General features: G+C 44.1%; 18 protein-coding genes. 7 read left to right on the top strand and 11 right to left on the bottom strand.

The features are described from left to right. Window positions 1–24 precede the first annotated feature (24 nt). Window positions 25–945: a metallophosphoesterase family protein gene (locus LO777_RS02640; protein WP_228856018.1), complete on the top strand. Its 921-nt coding sequence runs from the start codon at window positions 25–27 to the stop codon at window positions 943–945. Between the two features lie 49 nt (window positions 946–994). On the opposite strand, the gene LO777_RS02645 is transcribed toward LO777_RS02640, so the two are convergent. Then, window positions 995–1,954, bottom strand: a complete 960-nt coding sequence (locus LO777_RS02645; protein ID WP_228856019.1) for a ketopantoate reductase family protein — start codon at window positions 1,952–1,954, stop codon at window positions 995–997. Window positions 1,955–1,960: 6 nt separating this feature from the next. Next, window positions 1,961–2,191, bottom strand: a complete 231-nt coding sequence (locus LO777_RS02650; RefSeq protein ID WP_228856020.1) for a hypothetical protein — start codon at window positions 2,189–2,191, stop codon at window positions 1,961–1,963. Between the two features lie 225 nt (window positions 2,192–2,416). On the opposite strand from LO777_RS02650, the gene selD reads away from it, so the two are divergent. Then, complete coding sequence (selD, locus tag LO777_RS02655) at window positions 2,417–3,469, top strand: selenide, water dikinase SelD (RefSeq protein WP_268907498.1); 1,053 nt, start codon at window positions 2,417–2,419, stop codon at window positions 3,467–3,469. Window positions 3,470–3,484: 15 nt separating this feature from the next. Here selD and LO777_RS02660 read toward each other — a convergent pair whose 3' ends face one another. The 7 genes from LO777_RS02660 to LO777_RS02690 all read right to left on the bottom strand — a co-directional run bounded on the left by LO777_RS02660 (window position 3,485) and on the right by LO777_RS02690 (window position 10,912). Further along, on the bottom strand, window positions 3,485–3,829 hold the full coding sequence (locus LO777_RS02660) for an STAS domain-containing protein (RefSeq protein ID WP_228856022.1): 345 nt from the start codon (window positions 3,827–3,829) through the stop codon (window positions 3,485–3,487). A 20-nt stretch (window positions 3,830–3,849) separates the two neighbouring features. Further along, window positions 3,850–4,269: an ATP-binding protein gene (locus LO777_RS02665; RefSeq protein ID WP_228856023.1), complete on the bottom strand. Its 420-nt coding sequence runs from the start codon at window positions 4,267–4,269 to the stop codon at window positions 3,850–3,852. A gap of 24 nt (window positions 4,270–4,293) precedes the next feature. Then, window positions 4,294–4,809 carry a Crp/Fnr family transcriptional regulator gene (locus tag LO777_RS02670; protein WP_228856024.1) on the bottom strand — a complete coding sequence of 172 codons (516 nt, stop codon included), beginning with the start codon at window positions 4,807–4,809 and terminating at the stop codon, window positions 4,294–4,296. Next, the gene (locus LO777_RS02675; RefSeq protein ID WP_228856025.1) at window positions 4,772–7,285 is read right to left on the bottom strand and encodes an ABC transporter ATP-binding protein/permease; all 2,514 of its coding nucleotides are present in this window, start codon (window positions 7,283–7,285) and stop codon (window positions 4,772–4,774) included. The genes LO777_RS02670 and LO777_RS02675 overlap by 38 nt, the downstream gene beginning before the upstream one ends. Before the next feature lie 350 nt (window positions 7,286–7,635). After that, entirely contained in the window at window positions 7,636–8,244 is a 609-nt protein-coding gene (locus LO777_RS02680; RefSeq protein WP_228856026.1) for a 4Fe-4S dicluster domain-containing protein, read from the bottom strand. Between the two features lie 328 nt (window positions 8,245–8,572). After that, complete coding sequence (gene nrfD, locus LO777_RS02685) at window positions 8,573–9,880, bottom strand: NrfD/PsrC family molybdoenzyme membrane anchor subunit (RefSeq protein ID WP_228856027.1); 1,308 nt, start codon at window positions 9,878–9,880, stop codon at window positions 8,573–8,575. Window positions 9,881–9,964: 84 nt separating this feature from the next. Next, window positions 9,965–10,912, bottom strand: coding sequence for a c(7)-type cytochrome triheme domain-containing protein (locus LO777_RS02690; RefSeq protein WP_228856028.1), 948 nt, complete (start codon window positions 10,910–10,912; stop codon window positions 9,965–9,967). Window positions 10,913–11,598: 686 nt separating this feature from the next. Here LO777_RS02690 and LO777_RS02695 point away from each other — a divergent pair. From LO777_RS02695 to LO777_RS02715, 5 genes are all read left to right on the top strand, one after another. Further along, window positions 11,599–13,602 (top strand): cytochrome c3 family protein, encoded by a 2,004-nt coding sequence (locus LO777_RS02695; RefSeq protein ID WP_228856029.1) that lies wholly within the window; start codon window positions 11,599–11,601, stop codon window positions 13,600–13,602. A 90-nt stretch (window positions 13,603–13,692) separates the two neighbouring features. Continuing rightward, the gene (locus LO777_RS02700) at window positions 13,693–14,538 is read left to right on the top strand and encodes a formate dehydrogenase subunit gamma (protein WP_228856030.1); all 846 of its coding nucleotides are present in this window, start codon (window positions 13,693–13,695) and stop codon (window positions 14,536–14,538) included. Between the two features lie 45 nt (window positions 14,539–14,583). Further along, window positions 14,584–14,904: a hypothetical protein gene (locus LO777_RS02705; RefSeq protein WP_228856031.1), complete on the top strand. Its 321-nt coding sequence runs from the start codon at window positions 14,584–14,586 to the stop codon at window positions 14,902–14,904. Next, the gene (locus LO777_RS02710) at window positions 14,891–15,187 is read left to right on the top strand and encodes a rhodanese-like domain-containing protein (RefSeq protein ID WP_228856032.1); all 297 of its coding nucleotides are present in this window, start codon (window positions 14,891–14,893) and stop codon (window positions 15,185–15,187) included. Before LO777_RS02705 ends, LO777_RS02710 begins: the two co-directional genes overlap by 14 nt. Before the next feature lie 114 nt (window positions 15,188–15,301). Further along, on the top strand, window positions 15,302–15,664 hold the full coding sequence (locus tag LO777_RS02715) for a rhodanese-like domain-containing protein (protein WP_228856033.1): 363 nt from the start codon (window positions 15,302–15,304) through the stop codon (window positions 15,662–15,664). Between the two features lie 366 nt (window positions 15,665–16,030). Here the strand turns inward: LO777_RS02715 and LO777_RS02720 are convergent, their stop codons facing one another. Both LO777_RS02720 and LO777_RS02725 read right to left on the bottom strand, forming a co-directional pair. Further along, window positions 16,031–16,750 carry a queuosine precursor transporter gene (locus LO777_RS02720; RefSeq protein WP_228856034.1) on the bottom strand — a complete coding sequence of 240 codons (720 nt, stop codon included), beginning with the start codon at window positions 16,748–16,750 and terminating at the stop codon, window positions 16,031–16,033. A 149-nt stretch (window positions 16,751–16,899) separates the two neighbouring features. Continuing rightward, complete coding sequence (locus LO777_RS02725; protein WP_228856035.1) at window positions 16,900–18,378, bottom strand: SpoIIE family protein phosphatase; 1,479 nt, start codon at window positions 18,376–18,378, stop codon at window positions 16,900–16,902. Window positions 18,379–18,770 lie beyond the last annotated feature (392 nt).

Here is an 18,770-nt window from a genome sequence, read left to right on the forward strand (position 1 = left end):
CCTGAATTCATCAGGGTTGTAAGAATGGTTTATTTACGGAGGCTGCTGTTTATTTTTCCTCTGCTTCTTTCCAGTTGCGGACTGTTCACAGGTCCGACATATGACAATTACCGGCCGGACAGGGAGAGGGGACGGACTCTGACTGTCTGGATGCTTTCTGATATCCAACCCGTAACAATTCCGGGCAGGCATGTCTTTGAACGGGCAATTAACGATACAGACAGGGGTGTGACGGAGGTCAACCTTGCAGTGATTGCAGGGGATCTGCTCCAGGCGAGAAGTCAGGCGGAATCGTTCGAGTGGTTTCTTTCCACAAGGAAACGTTCCTCAATACACAACTGGTATGAAATTGCCGGAAACCATGATGTTCGAAGTGGCCCTGTATTTCATCAATATATTAAAAAACCCGGTCATTATGGTGTCCGGGTAGGTAATATCCTTTTTCTTCTGCTCTCTGATGAATCCACAGCCTCAAGAACAGATATTTCCGATTCGGCTTTTCAATGGTGGCGGAAGGCAGTGCGGAACAATCAGCAGGATATAATCATCACTGTAACCCATGCCCAGCTCCTCCACAGCGGTTTATTCGCTTCCTTTGTGCCGAGCAGGCGCATCGCGGATTCACGGCGATTTGAAAAAGTTCTGCGGGAGGAAAAGGTGGCCATATGGGCCTCCGGTCATTCACATCTGCCCCAGGGGATGTGGGGAACAATCAGTATTGAGCGGGAGCTGGGAGGCACCTGTTTTGTCAATGTCAGTGCCATCCGGGAAGATGCCTTCATGGACAGTCAGTCCCGGTTTTTTATCTTCGAAGACGGGTCTGATGTGGTGTGGATCCGTTCGAGAAATCATACAAAGGGGAGGTTTGATGCCGGACTGGATGTTCCCCTGAAGTTGGACAGGCCCTTTGCCTGGAACGGGAAAGCGCCCGAATTGGTACTCTGACCATAAGTTTTTACGCTTTTGCCGCCATTTCTCATTCGCTCAGTCGGTGTCATATTTGAAGTTCCCGGAGCTTCTGTTGTTCTCTGAACCTGACCAGTGATGTCAGCATGTCACAGGTGGGCGTCGGTATAGTCATCTTTTTTCCCTGGTCACTGACAAATCCGGTCAGGGCGTCAATTTCCGTCTGCTTACCGTTTTCCAGATCCTGGAGCATTGAAGGGCGGTGGTTGAAGGTGGCCGGGAGCAGCCTGCCATACAGTTCAACTTTATATTCAGTCGCATTTTCCCAGGGAGTGGTACCGCCCAGACCGGAGATTACAGCAAAGGTTTCTTCGATTATTCTGTTAATTATATCTTTTGTGCCCTCGTCCTCGGCCAGGGCACCATAATGAACTCCGAGAACGGCACCCAGGGGATTCAGTGCGCAGTTGTAAAGGAGTTTTGCAAAAAGAGATTGGTGGATGTCCTCGACAGCACTGCAAGGATGGCCTGCCTGATCAATGGCTTTAGCAAGCTGTACGGCCATTGGGGAAGGCTCTCCTTTGCTGCTGTTGCCAATATGGATTGCATCTGCGGAGACTGTGATATTAATCAGGCCCGGCTCTACAATTTCAAAACCGGTAATGACTCTAGATCCCAAACTGCGTCCGGAGCCGAAAACCTCTTCCACCTTTTCCACATTTCCACAGCCGTTCTGCATGGAGACAATATCTCCCGCCCGTCGCGTCAGCAGGTGCAGTTCCTGAATGGCGAATTCTGTATCATAGCTTTTGGTGGTAATAAATGTGGCGTCATAGGTCTCTGTGGAGTCCGAAGCGTGGGAAAAAAGACCGATATTTTCCGCCGGCGCAACCCGACTGCCGAAGATGCCGGTTACTCGCAGTCCATGTTGTTGAATCGATTCAATAAATCGCTCTCTCAGGATCAGATCAACCCGATGACCGTCAGCCGCCAGCATGCAGCCCAGGGCCTGGCCCAGTGCCCCTGCACCATATATCAATATCTTCATTATGAATCAGTTCCGCTTTGTCCCTGAATAGGTAAAAGCTTTTGCAATCATTTTATAAAAACTGCCCTTGTCTATACCTATATCCTTTCCACAGGTACAGATTATCTTGTTACCGCGGGTATCAAAAGCAAAAACTTTTGTTATTCGGTCCTTATGGCAGCGCAGCACTTCCCCCTGACCGATCTTGTCGTATCGCCACAGTTTTTTTCTGCATGCCGCACATTTTAGTATAAGCATGTTCTTTTTTCACTTTGTCCTGTATCTCTGACCCGGGTTTTTCCGGCTTTAAATATTTTTCTCCATATAAATTTTCGTACAAGCAATGTCGTATCGTTACTGTAATGTATGAATTGAATTTTTGGAAGACGGAGTTCAGGGTAAATGGTATACTACTTTGTGAGGGTATTTTTGCAGGAATGAAATTGAATATGAACAGGCAGTTCTTAAATGCGGGAGAAAAAGATGCGGTTTTTCAGAAAAAAAACGCTGACCGGCCTTGCCAGAACCTGTGGCTGAGCGGCTAAAATTGGTCCGACGGACTTGTCGGGCGCATTAAAAGGGCTGCAGGGGCCGACTGACAAGGATCTGCTGGTGGGGTTTGAGACATCGGATGATGCTGCAGTCTATAAAATATCCTCTGAAATTGCCATGATCAACACTGTTGATTTCATCACACCACCTGTGGATGATCCATACTGGTTCGGGCAGATTTCAGCTGCCAATTCCATTTCGGATGTCTATTCCATGGGTGGCAGGCCACTGACGGCGCTGAATGTGGTGATGTTTCCTTCCGGTCATCTCGATATGGGTATTTTAAGGGAGATTCTCATGGGAGGCGCTGACAAGGTTGTGGAGGCTGGAGCCTGCCTGGTCGGAGGACATACGGTAGATGATAACGAACCGAAATATGGTCTCTGTGTGAATGGAGTCGTGCATCCTGACAGGATAATAACCAATGCGGGGGCCATGCCGGGGGATATCCTGATTCTCACCAAGCCCCTGGGTTCCGGTGTACTGTTCAATGCGGTGCGATCAGGAAAATTCCCCTATGGTGAGTTGGAAAAAGAGGTCTTGCCGGTTTTGGCTTCCCTGAATAAGACAGCCATGGAAACGGCATTGCGTTATGAACTTCATGCGTGCACTGATATTACTGGTTTTGGGATTCTTGGTCATGCCCTGGAAATGGCTGACGGCAGTTCTGTGGGGATTGCTGTTGAGCATAGGGCCCTGCCATTTTACGGTGGAGCTCTGGATATGTATAAAAAAGGAGAGACAACCGGAAGCAACAGGGCCAACAGGGCGCTGGTGGGGAAATTCCCTTTCACCCTGGAATGTTCTCTTGGCAAGGCGGAAGAAGAAATACTTTATGATCCGCAGACCTCAGGGGGACTGCTCCTGTCCCTACCGGCTGAACAGGGAGAACGGCTGCTGCAGGACCTGGTTGCTGAAGACATTACCGCTGCCCGAATCGGCGAGGTGTTCTCCGGCGGAAAAACAGCTCTTGTGGTTCGATAGTTGTTTTCATGGACATCAGGAGCTGGCTCGAAGTTGTTCCAGGGAATCGTCCAGGTTCTGATAGATGGTGATAAAGGAATCAAAACCCGAAATTTCAAATACCTCCTGCACATGATCCTGCATGCAGCAGGTCACAAAGCAGTAAGGTGATGATTTATAGGCTTTGGCTGTGTTGAGAATGATACGCAGTCCGGCGCTTGAGATATAGTCAAGTTCATTAAAATTGAGCACTAGGTGACAGTCTGGAGAATGAAGAAAATCCTGTACCTGTTTTTCAAACTGTGGAGCAGTTCGTGAGTCAAGCCTCCCTTTGAGGTCGAAAATAGTAGCGTTATCCATGCGGCTTATTTCTGTTTCCATAGAATTGTACAGACAGTCACCTATCTGTTCTCCTCCGGCAGAAGTTTTTTCAGGGTAAGAATATTTTTTTTGCCTGTTCGTTTGTAGCTGCAGCTATTGCTGAATTTGCGGACAAGGTGTATCCCGAGTCCCCCGCATGTTCGTTCTTCGAGGGGGAGGGATATATCCGGAATGGGGGTAATGGTCGGGTCAAACGGCGGACCTGTATCCGTCAGTATTATTGTTATACTATTATCTTTTTTAATAAGTCGTATTGTAATCTCAATCTCCCTGTCACAGTTGCCGTGCTCGATGATATTGGACACCAGTTCATCCAGAATGAGATTCATTTCGGATATTATCCGGCGGGTAAGATTCCATCTTTTTTTGAGTTTTGCAAGAACCGCATGGATCGTTGTGAGTTCCGAGCAGTCATTTCGTATTTGAAAGAAGATGTCCATCACCGTGCCTTGATCATGATCTTTTCAGAGTGCTGTTACTCCCAGCCTGGAAAAACAACAGGGAGCCGCCTCAGATATATTGGTTCTTTCCCAGCGGTTGATTTCTTTTAAAACCGCCTTGAGAGAGAGTGGTTGTACTTCGGGAAACTGTTCCAGTATTTTCTGGAACTGTTCACGATCAATGGTGAGAACCCTGGTTTTCTTCTCGGCCTTCAGGTTAAAGAGGGCAATGTTCTGGCCGAAAAGAGAAAGTGAGCCGATGAAGTCTCCCGCTATGAATTTCCTGATGGTTTCTGTAGTACCGTTTTCCCCATTTGTGGTCAATACCAGACAACCTTCGAGAACCAGGTAGGCCCGATCTGTGTCGTCTCCCTTTTCATAGAGCAGGTCTTCCGGCAGAAAATCACCTCTTGTGGGCAGAAGAGCTAAAATTTTCAGAGCCTGAAGAGGAAATGCGGAAAAAAACGGCAGCTCTTTTAAAAGCTCGAGGTTCTGGTGCATTTCAGGAACTGTTTCGCTGTTTACCGTAGATGAGTTCATGGAGTAATCCTTTTTTATCAATGAGTTCCTGGTAGGTTCCCAGTTCTGCCAGTTTCCCTGCCTTCATTACAGCGATTTTATCAAAGGTTTTTATAGTATCGAGGCGATGGATTATGGCGATCAGGGTACGTTTTCCCTTCCACCTCGTTTCAATGAGTCGCTGGATTCTGGTCTGGGATTTGTTGTCCAGGGCTGAGGTGGCTTCATCCATTATAATAATAGGAGCCTGTTTGATGAGAACCCTGGCAATGGCGAGTTTTTGTTTCTGTCCGCCCGACAGTCTGTCTCCCATTGTTCCTACCTGGAAATTCATACCTATGGAGGCAATTTCCTCCAGGCATTCTTCAGCAATCAGGAGATGGATGATTGCCTGGTTTATCTTTTCCTGAGCATGGGTGAGATCTGACTTCACTTTGCCGAACAGGATGTTGTTGAGAATGGATTGTCCTGTGATATAGTCATTTTGCTTGTAAAAGATAAAGAGACCGGGGACCTCTTTATCCGACCAGGTGGAAAAAGTTTTTCTTGCCTTGAGGATACAGCCCTTCAGTTCGTCCCGAAGCCGTGTCATTGTATGGATGGCAGGGGTGAAGTTCAATGCCAGGGAGAGCAGGAAATTCTGCTGTTTGGCGTTCAGGTCTGCTGGTTTTTCTGTTTTCAGATGGCCAAGAATAATTCGACACTCTTCCAGCCTGTTGGCAGGAACAGGACTGTTTTCAAAAAAGATATCGTGTGTTTCCACACCTCCAAGAATATCGACAGCCTGTTCCGCCAGCTCTTCTCCCAGGTTGAGCAGGGGGGTAAGCAGTTCAGAGGCAAGCAGAAATTTACGAAAAAGAGGGTTTTTGGCAAGCAAGTCGAAAGCAAATCTGGAATCAGTTGCAGTTCCGAAAATGATATTTTCCTGAATACTTGAGTTGAAATGATAGGAGTCTCTGTCGAAAAACTCTATGAAATCGTTCAGTCTCTCACCAAAGTCTTCTCTGAAAATTGTGCGGATATGAACGATTTTCTCCATCATCTTTCTGTCATTCTGATTAATATAGCTATCGAGGCCAAAGCGCATCACGTCTACAAAAAGACCTGCCTGCTGGAGAACGAGGATCATTCTGTCCAAGTCGGGTTCGTGATCGGAGGCGGGAGACGGATTTGCCAGGGAGAGAGTGGCCAGACGCGCATAGAGCAGGTTTTCCTTGATGGAACCTGTAAAAATAAAGGGATTCTGAGAAATATAGCCGATTTTATCTATAATTACAGATTTTGAAAGGGAGCGCAGTTCGCAGTCGCCGATGAGGATGTTGCCCGATGAGTAATTGTACATTTTTCCTATGCATTGGGCGAGGACCGACTTGCCGCTTCCTGAAAAACCTACAATTGCCAGATGTTCACCACCTTTGAGGGAAAAACTGACCCCCTTAAGCAGTTTAAGTCCTTCAGGTGTCTCAAAAACGAGATCCTGGATTTTTACACTGTTGTTTTTCGGTGTTTCTTCGGGGGAATCCGTTTTGTGTTCAATCAAAAATTCTGGAGGCGTATCGAAATATTCCATTGTCCGCTTATAGCGGACGGATGCATCCTGGTATGTCTGGTAAAATTCTATCAGTTCTTTCCAGGGATCATACAGCTTCTCTTGGGCAGAGAGGAAGGCTACCATGGCTCCCAGCTCAAGCTCTCCATGCATAACCAGGTATCCCCCGTAAATAAAGACGATAAAAGGACCCAGGCTGACAAAATAGTTGTTTGTTGTTTTTATGCCGAAACGAAAAAGAGACCAGCGGATTCTTACTTTCTTCAGTGTTTCAACAAGGACATCAAATTTCCTGTTTTCCTGTTCATAGGCTCCGTGAACCTGTACTTCACTGATTCCCGAGATGGACTCGGCGATCTGGTTGGCGGTGGCTCTTGATATGTCGACCCGCTCCTTATTGGCCTTGTTTGCCCGTTTCTGTAAAAGGGGAACAACAAAGACAGCGATAGGATAAATAAGCATGGTGGCACAGGCCAGTTTGATGTGCAGGGAAAGAAGATAGCTCGCAAAGGCGATCAGGGTAAGGATATTGGTCACGGGTACGGCGAAAGCCTGGCCGGCAAAAGTTCCTGCAGAACTCAGTTCTGTCATGAGTGAAGAGACAACCATGCCGGGCTGGGTCTTGCGAAAAAAGGAGAGGGGCATGGTGAGAATATGATGATACAGTGCCTTGCGCATGGAAAGCATGGCCCGTTCACCGATAAGAGCCTGAAGGTAATTGATCGCAAGTTTAAGAAGACTGGTGACGGTTACTGCGATAAGATATATGGAACAAAAAAGAATAAGGCTTGAAACATCCCGGAGAGCAATAGCCTCGTTGACGATCCTTTTCTGCATTTCAAGAGGCAGAACGCGGGCAAAGACAATGAGGACGATGACGAAGAAAAGAATCAGCTGCAGCTTGAAATTTCCCTTGAAGGCCCAGGAAAAGATTGATCTTTTCGTCACCTGAATAGAGTTTGAAGATCGATCGTTTATTTTTTTCTTGTGAGAAATTCTCTGTAACAATGTAGTCGGTCTCGTTTTAGGTGACTATTTACAGGAGAATGATTCACACATACCCCGTTAGCAGATTGTCATCTAATCAAGACTGTAAACAATTCCTGAGAAAAGTCTATCCTTTCATAGTGTATTTGAGTAATTGCCTTAAAAACTTCGAGAGGAACAGGAGTTTTTAGACAAATCAAGTTTTTTATCCGGTAGTTCTTTTCAAGTCGAACCCTCAACAACTGAAACACGGTTTTCAGGTGGTCTGGACCGGGAATGTAAAAATAAAAAACATGTATAATATCTTTAAATCACGATTTATTTGGGTCAAAATATTTAAATTTCTGACCCTGAAGTATATTGTCAACAGATCGCATGTTCCCTTTCATATAAAAAACGTTTGGTTTTGTATCATCTGCAGGGCGGATAACCCAGACTTTTTCCTCAAGTTGATGAACGAGTTTGTAGACTATGTTGTCCGGATCTGTGAGGTTGCCAAAAGTTCGTGCACCTGTAGGGCATGCCGCTGAGCATCCTGTTTGGGTTTTTCCTTTGGACAGCCGTTCCTCCCAACAGAAATCACACTTGTCAATGGCACGACGCTCGGCGCTGAAATATCTTGCATCGTATGGGCAGGCGAGCATGCATGTTTTGCAGCCTATACACTTCTTACTTTCCATACGTACGATACCGGTGACCGGATCTTTATATGTAGCTCTGGTCGGGCATGCTCTTACACAAGGTGCTGCATTACAATGGTTGCAGAGTACCGGAATAAATTCCACCTGTTTGTCCAGGGTTCCCGTATATTTTTTTGTGAGTATCCTGGTTCTGTAACCGTAGTCAGGTACATGGTTGATCTTGTTGCAGGCATCAACACATTTCTCACAGTCAATACAGAGAGACTGGCGGATGACCATGCTGTAATGCGGGTTGTAAGGATATTTTTCAACAAACTCCGTGCCCCCTCTGAGCCTGAGGCATGGGCAGTTGCAACAAGGGAGGTGAGAGAGAGTATTTTCCCGCCGGCATAGACACCGGCAACAGTAAAACCGAGTTTTAGGAAGTTTCTTCTTTCCTTGGCTGTAACTGTTTCTGTACCCTCATTTTTAAGTTTATGTAAATCTATCTTTGGAAAATTCATAATCAGAATCCTTTTTACTTACTGATTGTTCTGCAAAACCTGTAATGTGTCTGTCGATCCATTTGATCGGTTTGATACTGCATTAGAGGGAGTTATTTTCTAAATCAAAAAAAGCTGTGATGTCGTTTCATGGCTTCTTCTTCCGTTTCACCTTCCTCTTTAAAATGGATACCACCACAACCAGGACAGATATAACCTCCTTCCGGGACAATCTCATGTTTTTCAAGCTGGTGACCATTGAGCATTTTTTCACCGGCAAAGTATACCAGACCGATAAAACCTATACCGAAAAGGGAGGCCATGATTTCATGAAATGAAGGGGTATAAGTGAGCAGATTTGCTTCTTCGACTACGCCGAGTGAGTGATAAACTGATTCCATCTGGCCAGGAATAACAATGTCATATCTCATGAAGAAAATCCCAATCATCATGAGGCCCGTTGCCCACAGTATTATGTTGAAATTCTTTCCTTTTGAACGAATGAGCAGGACCAGGGGCAGCAGCATACCCAGGAAAACTTCAAAAAACCAGAAGTTGATAGAATAATTTCCTTTCAAAAAGGACATGATAACAAGTTCTTTTCCTTCTGATACCATACCGGTGATAATTTTCCATATGGTAAAGAATATTATTACAGATATAAGGAAAATGGTTACCTGAGTTACAGCTCTGACGGCCCGTTCCATCCGGTGGTTCATGACCTCCGGATTGATCTTCCAGCCAATCACCGTAAAGAATAAAATAGCACAACCACCTGACATTGCTGCAGAAAAAATAAAATATATCGGCAGATACGGTCCATACCAGAAAGGACGGCCATGCAGCATTCCAAAGACGGCGCCCAGGTTACTATGGGCGGCCACACCGACTACGAGTCCCAGGAAACCGGTTAACCTTGACAGGGTGTGTTTTTGATCCAGGAGAAAATAATACTCTATCATCATAAATACCAGATAGAGACCATAAAGTGTGCCCATCCACCACATGTTAGAAACAATATTGGGTGAAAAAACATTCCAGATCGCCATCCTGAAGGGGTTTTCAATATCAAAAAAGATGATGCAGAATCCCCCGAACATAAAGGTGATTGAAAGAAAAACTGCCCTTTTGGCAATGGGCATAAATGCTTCACCACCAAAAACGTGACCGATGGAAGAGATGATACAAAGACCCGTTGATGTAACAACACAGAAAATATAGACAGAAATAAGCAAACCCCAGGCAATCTGACGACTGACCCCGTAGACATGATGATATCCAACGAACAGTCCATGCAAACCAACGGCGAGACCCGCAAGGGCAAGGAGGGCGAAAAACCCCATTATCATTTTATAGCCAGGACTGGCTTTCTGCAGGGCTGCAAAGCCATCAAATCCCCATTTTTTGGAAATGTCAACCATCCTTCCTGTCATTGTTCAGCCTCTTCTGTAGAGTTATAATATGTGTCTGTTTTGAAAATTGTATTTATGCACGAAAAAAGAACAAATGCACTCGTGTTACTTTTCATGTTTCTTGTTTTCGTGGGAGCCGTTTTTGCCGGTTTCACCATTTATTGCCGCAAGACCTTTGACGCCGATGTGGCAAACGGTACAGCGCGTAAGATATCCGAAAGCCTGGGAGGAGTCATGGCAGGTTCCACAGTATCTGGCGTGAATCGTTTCAAGATATTTTCTCTTTTCAGCCGGGTTTTCAGAGGAGATGGGCTTTTCATCTTCAACTGTTTTTTTACCCATGATAAAGACTTCTTTGTGACAAGATTCACAGGACAGCTGTGCCTTGTCCACATGGATTTTATGTTCAAAGACTACGGATTTTACAGGTTGTGAAAAGACAATTTTTCTTTCTGGAGGCACATGACATGATTCACACTGTGTTGAAGAATCAAAGGCATCGTCTCCATTATGGCAGGTTCCACAGTACTTTCCATTTTTAAATGCGGACATGGTAAAATCTGCCCGTGTCGCTGCGATATTTTTTTTCATTGGAAAAACTTTGTCATGGCAGCTGGTGCAGGACAGTTCAAATTCCTCAACATGGGCTTTGTGATTGAAATTTACTTCGGTGGGTTTCTTCCAGGTAACAGACTCTGCCGACATAGTATGACAGGATCCACAACTTGTATCTGTTGCAAAGGCAGAATCACCATCATGGCAGGCACCGCAGAAAAGACCATCAGCCATGGCTTTCATGGTGAAGTCTTTCGGATCAGTAGTGTTTGCTTCCTGGGGAAATAGATCATCATGGCAATCTGCACATTCCAGTCCTGCTTCCATGGTATGAACCTTGTGAGAAAATGATGCCTGTACCGGGGTATTCCAGGTGATGCTGTCTTCCGGACCATAGGCGTCTTCATCGTATGCTTGTGCAGCAAATCCGCGCGAAGAAACAAGTAAGAAAAATGAAAAGGCCAATACACCTATTCTCGTCAAGGGAAAGATGGTCATTTTTTGTACTCCAATGGATTGTGTATATGAAAAACGCTTTAAAGTTGGTTCAGCTTGGTTTGGACCTCAATTTCTGTTCTTACCCGTCATTATAACCAACAGAAGAACTATTCCGTTTTCCGGGAGTTCTTTTTCTCCTTTTGAGGGTTAATGTGGAGTGTTTATTGTTGGTAGTCTGTAATGAAACAGGAGTGTATTTAACAGTTTAACGATATTCTTAATCAGAAAAACATCAAAACTGTGCAAATCCCTACATAGTGCCCTACTACGGAGTCATATTTTATCCGTCAGGTGGCATATTTTTTACATGTTATAAGGAATGCTGTCAAGGTGATTTTGAGGTGAAATAAAAAACTGTAATTTAAAACTGGTACCATTCATCTGAAAATCCAGCTGCAGAAGACCAGGAGAAGTGAGTCGTTTAGTATTGCCTCAAGAGGTGGACATTTGTGGTATCATATTGTGGTTGCGATAAATATTTGTAGTACTATTGTGAAAAATTAGTTTTATTTTATTTTTTTTTAGGGTAATTTAATGCTACTATTAAATAAGCTGTATCGGATAATCAATCTCACTTAGAGGTTGATTTTTTAGTATCAATGATCTTATTTCGCATTTTTTTACCATCTACTTGTTTTTACACAGAGCATTCTACAATCTAATTACCGAAGGGACAGGATCGATTCATGGAAAAAAAAGGCAATGGAAGCAGAAAAGTATTGGCAGGATTTTTTTTCATTTTTCTGATTATCCTCGTTATGACGGGACAGCAGGCGATGTCCATGAGTAATGAAGATTGTCTGGAATGTCACGGAGAAGAAGATATCACCAGGGAAGCCGATGACAGTTCGGTCTTTGTGGATGCGGTGATTTTTGCCAAATCCGTGCATGGAGATGAAGAATGCGTTTCATGTCATCAGGATGCTGATACGGAGGATGATGAGCATCCCGAGGAGCTGGCCAGAGTAAACTGTGCGGAATGTCATGAGGATGTGTCGGAAGTATATGAGAAAAGTGTGCATGGAAAGGCCAGGACCAGGGGTGACGAGCTTGCTCCTTACTGTTCTTCCTGTCATGGGACCCATAACATTCTGCCGCAGAGTGATCCTGAGTCAAAGGTTTACGTCCTCAATATCCCTGTTACCTGTGGAAAGTGTCATAAGGAAGGAAGTCCGATGACAAAGATTCATACGGACATCGATCAGCAAAATGTTTTGCAGAATTATTCCATGTCCATACATGGCAAGGGGCTGATAAAAGCTGGACTGACAGTTGCAGCAGTGTGCACCAGTTGTCATACGTCCCATAATGTATTGCCGCACACAAACCCGAATTCATCAATAAATCGGCATAATGTTGCGAAAACATGTATGAAATGTCATGCCAATATTGAAACTACCCATCAAAAAGTTATCAGGAAGGCACTTTGGGAGAAAGAACCTCATAAAATACCATCCTGCGTTGAATGTCATCAACCTCACACGCAGAGACAGGTGGTCTACTCGGACAGTTTAACCGATGAGTACTGTATGAAGTGTCATGGTGACCCAAACCTTGTGACAGCCGACGAGGAAGGTGGAGTACGCAGCCTCTACGTTGATTTGGATGAGTATGATGAGTTTAAAGGTACACTGCACAAGAAAGAAAAACTGGCGTGTGTGAAATGTCATTCGAATATGGACAGTGCAAGGGAACCTGTTTGCAAAGATTCAGGTCGTGTGGATTGTTCCTCCTGTCATGCGGACGAAAATAAAGACTACGAGAAGAGTATCCACGGTCAAATGCTCGCCAAACTTGATCCCAATGCCCCGTATTGTACCGACTGTCATGGAAAACATGCCAATATGTCTCGGGCAAATCCAGATTCTCTTATAAATCCTATTAATATCCCCTCTCTCTGTGGTTCCTGTCATCAGGACGGGAAAAAGGCTGCTGTGAGAATAAGTGGTGGGGAAAAAAATATCGTTTCCACTTATTCCATGAGTATTCATGGCAAGGGATTGGAGAAAAGTGGTCTTCTTGTTTCCGCGACCTGTGCCAGCTGTCATACCGGTCATCTTGTTTTGCCCGCATCCGACCCGGAGGCTACGGTAAATTGGAAACATGTGAGCGACACCTGTGAGAAATGTCACTATGGTGTGGCCATGAAAGTCAATCAATCCGTTCATAAACCGCCCGTTGGTGCCGATCCTACAAATTTTCCAATCTGCAGTGACTGTCATTCAGCGCACGGTGTCGAGAGGGGCGGTGAGGCGTCTTTCAGGAAAAAGCAGGCCAGTGAGTGTGAAAAATGTCATAAAGAGCAGGTTGAGACATATCGCGAAAGTTATCATGGAAAAGCTTCAATGCTGGCAGGGGGTGAAAGGGCCGCCCAGTGTTCCGATTGCCATGGCAGTCATGGTATCCTTGCCACGACAGATCCGGATGGTACGTTATCCCCGGAGAATGCAGTGAAGACATGTCGAAAATGTCATCCAACTGCAACGGCAAATTTTACGAGTTACCGTACCCATGCTACTCATGGTGATAAAGAACGCAATCCTGACATGTACTATGCATTCTGGGGCATGACCATTCTGCTCCTGGGTACCTTTTCACTGTTCGGACTGCATACCTTACTCTGGTTCCCTCGTTCTTTTAAAGAACGCCTGGAGCTTATGAAAAAAGCTCGCAGGAAAGAAGAAGAGTAGAATGAATGACAGACTGTTTTAACAGGATAAAACCTCCAATAAAGGATCCTTGCATCTGTGTAGGATGTATAAAAGAAAAGGGAAGTTGAAATGAGCAAAACTGAAACAGTATACGTTCAGAGATTTAATGTTTTTGCGCGATTGTTGCATTTAACGGTAATTATAAGTTTCCTGACTCTCGCCCTGACCGGTATGGCGTTGAAATTTGCTGATGAACCATGGGCCGGCACTATTGCAGCAGTTTTTGGAAGTTTCAGAGTTCTGGGAGTCCTTCATAGGATCGGAGCTGTTTTAACATTTGGCTATTTTTTCCTGCATTTTATTTTGATTTTTCAAAACTGGCGGAAAACCGACAGATCGCTGGTCAGTTTTATTCTCGATAAGACCATAGGTATGGTTCCAAACATTCAGGATGTAAAGGAAATCGGACAGACATTGAAATGGTTCGTCGGAGCTGGTGACAGACCCAGGTACGGGCGATGGACCTACTGGGAAAAATTTGATTATTTTGCTGTATTCTGGGGTGTGGCTGTCATTGGTCTTACCGGAATATGCCTCTGGTTTCCCGAGTGGGTTACGCAGTTTTTTCCAGGATCATGGTTGAATATTGCTACCATCATTCATAGTGATGAGGCTCTTCTGGCAACCGGGTTTATTTTTACTATTCATTTTTTCAATACACACATCCGTCCCGAAAAGTGGCCGCTGGACAGGGTGATCTTCACCGGGACAATCACACTGGATGAATTAAAACATGAGCGCCCCAGGGAATATGAAATGCTGGTCGAGGAAGGGAGGCTGGACGATGTTATTGTTGACAGGCCACCGTTGTGGTTGATTATTTTTTCATATGTGTTTGGTTTTTCGGCGCTGACAATAGGGATGATTCTGGTTTTCACCATAATTTACACAATTTTTAAAATGACGTTCCTCTAAGGTCGCTGCCTGTTTGTGCTGATGTTTTAAGTTGAAAAACAACCTATGATTTTTAATGAAAAACTTCCCCTGCATACTCGCTTGGGGACGTATGCTACAGCGGCAATACTGATAGTCGTGTGTCTTCTGATGCTGCGTAACTGTGTTATTGCAGTTCGTTCAGGGGCGAAGACCAGTGAGGGCGAGATTGCACAATCGTATCAAATCGGATTTGAAGAAGGTTTGAAAGACCGACGGGACAGGGCCGGTCATTCGACAGTAAGCATTTCTAATCCACTTCTTCTTAAAATGTACAGGAAGGGATTTCGTGACGGGAGTGATTTGAAAAGAACTACTATGAAAAAGGAAAAAAATGAAAAAAAGTAACCTGATAATCGTATGGGTTGTTTCTCTTCTCTGCTGTTTGGGGAAATCCCCCGGCATGGTATTTGCTTTTGAAGAAATTCCAACAATAGGGGCAGAGGCATTGAAGTATGAGCTTTACCATGGACCTCCAATGGTTCTGGCCAATGCTTTAAGCCCAATTGAATTCAAAGACCTTACAATTAGGAGGTCTGTTAATATACCTTCAAGCAGAGTCGAAGGTAATCCTTTCCTGCCCAAAAATAAAGACACATTGATTGTGTTTTTCTGTAAAGGACCTGGCTGACTTAAGAGTCCGGAAGCTGCCAGGAAGGCAGTAAAACTAGGATATACTAATGTCAAGGAATATAAAGCAGGAATTCCCGACTGGATAAGAAGACGGTTCCCGGTAATTCGGACTGTGAATTATCCGAGAATAGATATTCCTGTCATGTATCCTGAAGAAGTGTATAAAAAATTGGATAGTCTGGTAATACTTGATATAGGTGGTCCTGAATTGCATAAAATCGGTTCAATAAGTCAGGGCAGTGTCATTCATATCGCTTTGGATGATCTTGAGGATAAATATGAAGAGCTTCCAAAGGATAAACTTCTGGTCATTACTGATGTGGCAGGTAAGCAGGAGAATATCGCCGGTAGGTTTTTGACTATGAAGGGGTTTACAAAGCTTGCGGCAATGGGTGGAGGAGGTCGAGCCTGGTTCAAAATGATCAGAGTCAAAGAGATGATGCATCAGAAGAAAGAGCCGAGGAAGAAGGAATAGCTGGTTGCAATCAAAAAGAGATAGGAACTGTTCAGGGTAAGTGCAAGAAACAAAAAAAGTGAGGTATGTATAAGTCTGTTGATTGAATGGTTATCTTGAAAATTGCCTTTTTGCCCGATCTCTGCGTCACAGGAAAATGGAAAATGTTCGCATGTGTCTGATATTCTGCTGTTTTTTGGCCCCTTGTTCTTCGGGGTCTGTGCTTACCTGATCTCGAACGAGAATTCTAATTTTTCATGGCACCCTAAAGCATTTCTCTTGAACATTGTGTCAATTTTCAGGAGAAATGTTGCCTCAATCCCAAAATGCAGGTAAATGGAGAAAAAATCGATTCACCTGGAAAGGGGATTATTGATAAATTCCGAATCAACTGTCATTGTTAATCCAATTTCTGTCAAACATGATTTTCGCAATGTAGATAAATGGCGTATCTGCAATGGCAACAAGCCACTTAACCAGATAGGTGGTGGTTAGTATTTCAAGAAAGACATTTGTTTCGACCATACCCCAAAAAGCAATTGTAGTGAAAATAAGAGTGTCCAGCAGCTGGCTCAGCATGGTTGAAGCGTTGTTTCTCAACCAGATGAATTTGGCAGCAGGGAAACGCTTTTTCCAGAAGTCATATGCCCAGACATCATGGAACTGAGCCACACCGTAAGCGATCAGTGAGCCCAGGGCAATCCGGGGAAGCAAACCGAAAATTCGGGTAAAACTGTCCTGGATGAAGTCAGCATCATTTGGTTTGAAGGCCAGGGCAATATGCATGATGATGACAGTTGAAAAAAGAGAGAAAAAACCAATGAGAACAGCTTTCCCGGCATCTCTTTTTTGATAGTTTTCTGAGAGTATGTCAGTTGCAAGAAAGGAAGAAGCATAGGTAATGTTGCCAAGTGTCACTCCGATAGAGAAAAGATCTACCATTTTCAGAACTTGGATATTTGCAAGAATTGTTGAGATTGGTATCCAGATATAAAGACCTGTTTTCCCGAAACTTTTATAGGCAATCAGTATTGCGAGAAAATTTGCTGTGAGGAGTAATAACCAGAGGAGTTCGTTGGGATATCTTGTAAGATCTAAAGTAGCCATATCTTTTATTTTCAACTGAGGAAATGGCCACTGAAATATATTGAAATAATACGCAACTGCAGAGTGTCGGTTTTGGTGAGGCGGGTGGCCGTGACCGCCATGAACTTTGCTATTATGGCGCCGGATGATAGCAGATGTTCAATTCGTTATCAAGACTCAATTCCAGTTTTTTTTATTTTGATGACAACCAGGGTGATGTCATCTTCCTGGGGAAGGGTGTCCCGAAAATGTGAGACTTCTTCAATTACCTTATCCCGGATTGTTTCTGCAGATCTGTGATCGTTGTTCATTATGATTTCTTCCAAACGATCCTGACCAAACATTTCATCTGACGGGTTTCGTGATTCTTTGATTCCATCGGTTCCTATAAGGATAATGTCGTTTTCCTGCAAACCACCTTGAGAGCTGTTTTTGTATTGAATTTGATCGTCAATTCCGAGAACAAGTCCCCGGTCGTTCAGATAATAAAATTTTTTATCCGCAGATTTGTAATAAAGGGCCGGTTCGTGTCCTGCCCGTACCCAGGTAATCGAAGCATTTTTTCTGTCTATTTCAAGAAAGAACATGGAAGTAAATCGACCGGACCTGGCACAGTCTCTGGAAATATATGTATTTATAGCTGTGAGCAGGTCAGCTGGAGAGCTGTAAGTTTTTACTGCCGTATGAAGAAAAGCACGAACAGATATCATTAAGAGTGCTGCCCCTACTCCATGCCCACAGGCATCTGCCACTACAATACCAAACTTGTTTTCAGAGAGTTTAAAATAGTCGAAATAGTCTCCTCCGGTAGCATCACAATAGATACTAATGCCTGACAGCTGAAGGCCCTGAAAGTCCGGACTCTTATCTGGGAGCAGGTTTTGTTGCACCTCTTCGGCAAGTTTCATTTCACTGACGAGTTCAAAACGATGGCGCAGTCCATCAATCATGGTATTGGTATGTCCAGCGATAATACCGAATTCATCGTAGGTTGCCACGGGAACCTTCTGCCTGAGGTTTCCACCACTGACCTGCTCCAGCACTCTGGTTTGATTATTAAACAAGAGCTTCAGGTTTCTTGAGTAGGAAACGATAAGGTTAAGCATCAACACCATCAGTACAGCCATCGTGAAAAAAATTTCATAGGCGACAGAGAGTTGCGCTTGATGAATGGAGGCTTCATCCTGAGAAACTTTTGTCAGCCATACCACGTCTCGGGCAAGAAGTAGAATTATAACCAGTGAGATAAAAAAGGTTGATGATACTGCTACAAAAGTAAACTTCTTGGTCATTGAAAAAAAATATTGCGGTATGGGGGAAGAAATATCTTTGTTCATCGCTTCTCTGATTACCTTTCTTTCCTGGAAAAGTGATGCGTCCAGTCCTATAAAAAAACCGACAATTATGCAGCCGATAATCAAGGATGTAAAGCTGTAGATTGGAAAACCGTAGACGAATCTGTTGTAGGAAAAAATAAGAATTCCAGCGAGGATACATGTGCAGAATTCGATGAAAAAGGCTCTTCTTGCGCGAAGCATCGAAGTTTTATCAGACACAAATCGTTTGTACAATAGTGGTCTGATGGCCAGAAGGCCAAGAAACGTGATGGTTATGGTGGTCCCCAATGTCACGGGGGACAGGGTTGCCATGAAAGGTCAGACTTGTCCTCCATAATAGATGAGTGCCAACACAGCAAAAGTATACTGGAATAGAAATCTCATAAAATATGAATATGTATTGAGCTGATTATGTTGGATAAGTCTGGTACGAATTTATTGGAAGTTTTTTAAATCCTTCCATTTCTTTTTTTACTATACGGATTAACACCCCGTTTAACAAGTATCAATAACGACTTAAGGCCGTATTAAAGAATTGCTGTTTCATCCAATCTCGCTCGATGTTATCTGGATAAGAAAAATGTCTATCTGTATTGGAATGTTTTACTGATGATTATTTCAGCCAGCGAAATATTCGGTGATTTTTGTATATAGTTGTGGCATCCTGTGTACTACACTGTCGTGTTTGTCCTGATTGTTGCGAA

Origin of the sequence: Desulfomarina profundi (assembly GCF_019703855.1) — a bacterium.
GTDB lineage: Bacteria > Desulfobacterota > Desulfobulbia > Desulfobulbales > Desulfocapsaceae > Desulfomarina > Desulfomarina profundi.

Coding starts and splice junctions, on each gene's coding strand:
- LO777_RS02640 (WP_228856018.1), top strand. CDS start 25: ATGGTTTATTTACGGAGGCTGCTGTTTATTTTTCCTCTGCTTCTTTCC.
- LO777_RS02645 (WP_228856019.1), bottom strand. CDS start 1,954: ATGAAGATATTGATATATGGTGCAGGGGCACTGGGCCAGGCCCTGGGC.
- LO777_RS02650 (WP_228856020.1), bottom strand. CDS start 2,191: ATGCTTATACTAAAATGTGCGGCATGCAGAAAAAAACTGTGGCGATAC.
- LO777_RS02660 (WP_228856022.1), bottom strand. CDS start 3,829: ATGGAAACAGAAATAAGCCGCATGGATAACGCTACTATTTTCGACCTC.
- LO777_RS02665 (WP_228856023.1), bottom strand. CDS start 4,269: ATGGACATCTTCTTTCAAATACGAAATGACTGCTCGGAACTCACAACG.
- LO777_RS02670 (WP_228856024.1), bottom strand. CDS start 4,809: ATGAACTCATCTACGGTAAACAGCGAAACAGTTCCTGAAATGCACCAG.
- LO777_RS02680 (WP_228856026.1), bottom strand. CDS start 8,244: ATGGTCATCCGCCAGTCTCTCTGTATTGACTGTGAGAAATGTGTTGAT.
- nrfD (WP_228856027.1), bottom strand. CDS start 9,880: ATGACAGGAAGGATGGTTGACATTTCCAAAAAATGGGGATTTGATGGC.
- LO777_RS02690 (WP_228856028.1), bottom strand. CDS start 10,912: ATGACCATCTTTCCCTTGACGAGAATAGGTGTATTGGCCTTTTCATTT.
- LO777_RS02695 (WP_228856029.1), top strand. CDS start 11,599: ATGGAAAAAAAAGGCAATGGAAGCAGAAAAGTATTGGCAGGATTTTTT.
- LO777_RS02700 (WP_228856030.1), top strand. CDS start 13,693: ATGAGCAAAACTGAAACAGTATACGTTCAGAGATTTAATGTTTTTGCG.
- LO777_RS02705 (WP_228856031.1), top strand. CDS start 14,584: ATGATTTTTAATGAAAAACTTCCCCTGCATACTCGCTTGGGGACGTAT.
- LO777_RS02710 (WP_228856032.1), top strand. CDS start 14,891: ATGAAAAAAAGTAACCTGATAATCGTATGGGTTGTTTCTCTTCTCTGC.
- LO777_RS02720 (WP_228856034.1), bottom strand. CDS start 16,750: ATGGCTACTTTAGATCTTACAAGATATCCCAACGAACTCCTCTGGTTA.
- LO777_RS02725 (WP_228856035.1), bottom strand. CDS start 18,378: ATGGCAACCCTGTCCCCCGTGACATTGGGGACCACCATAACCATCACG.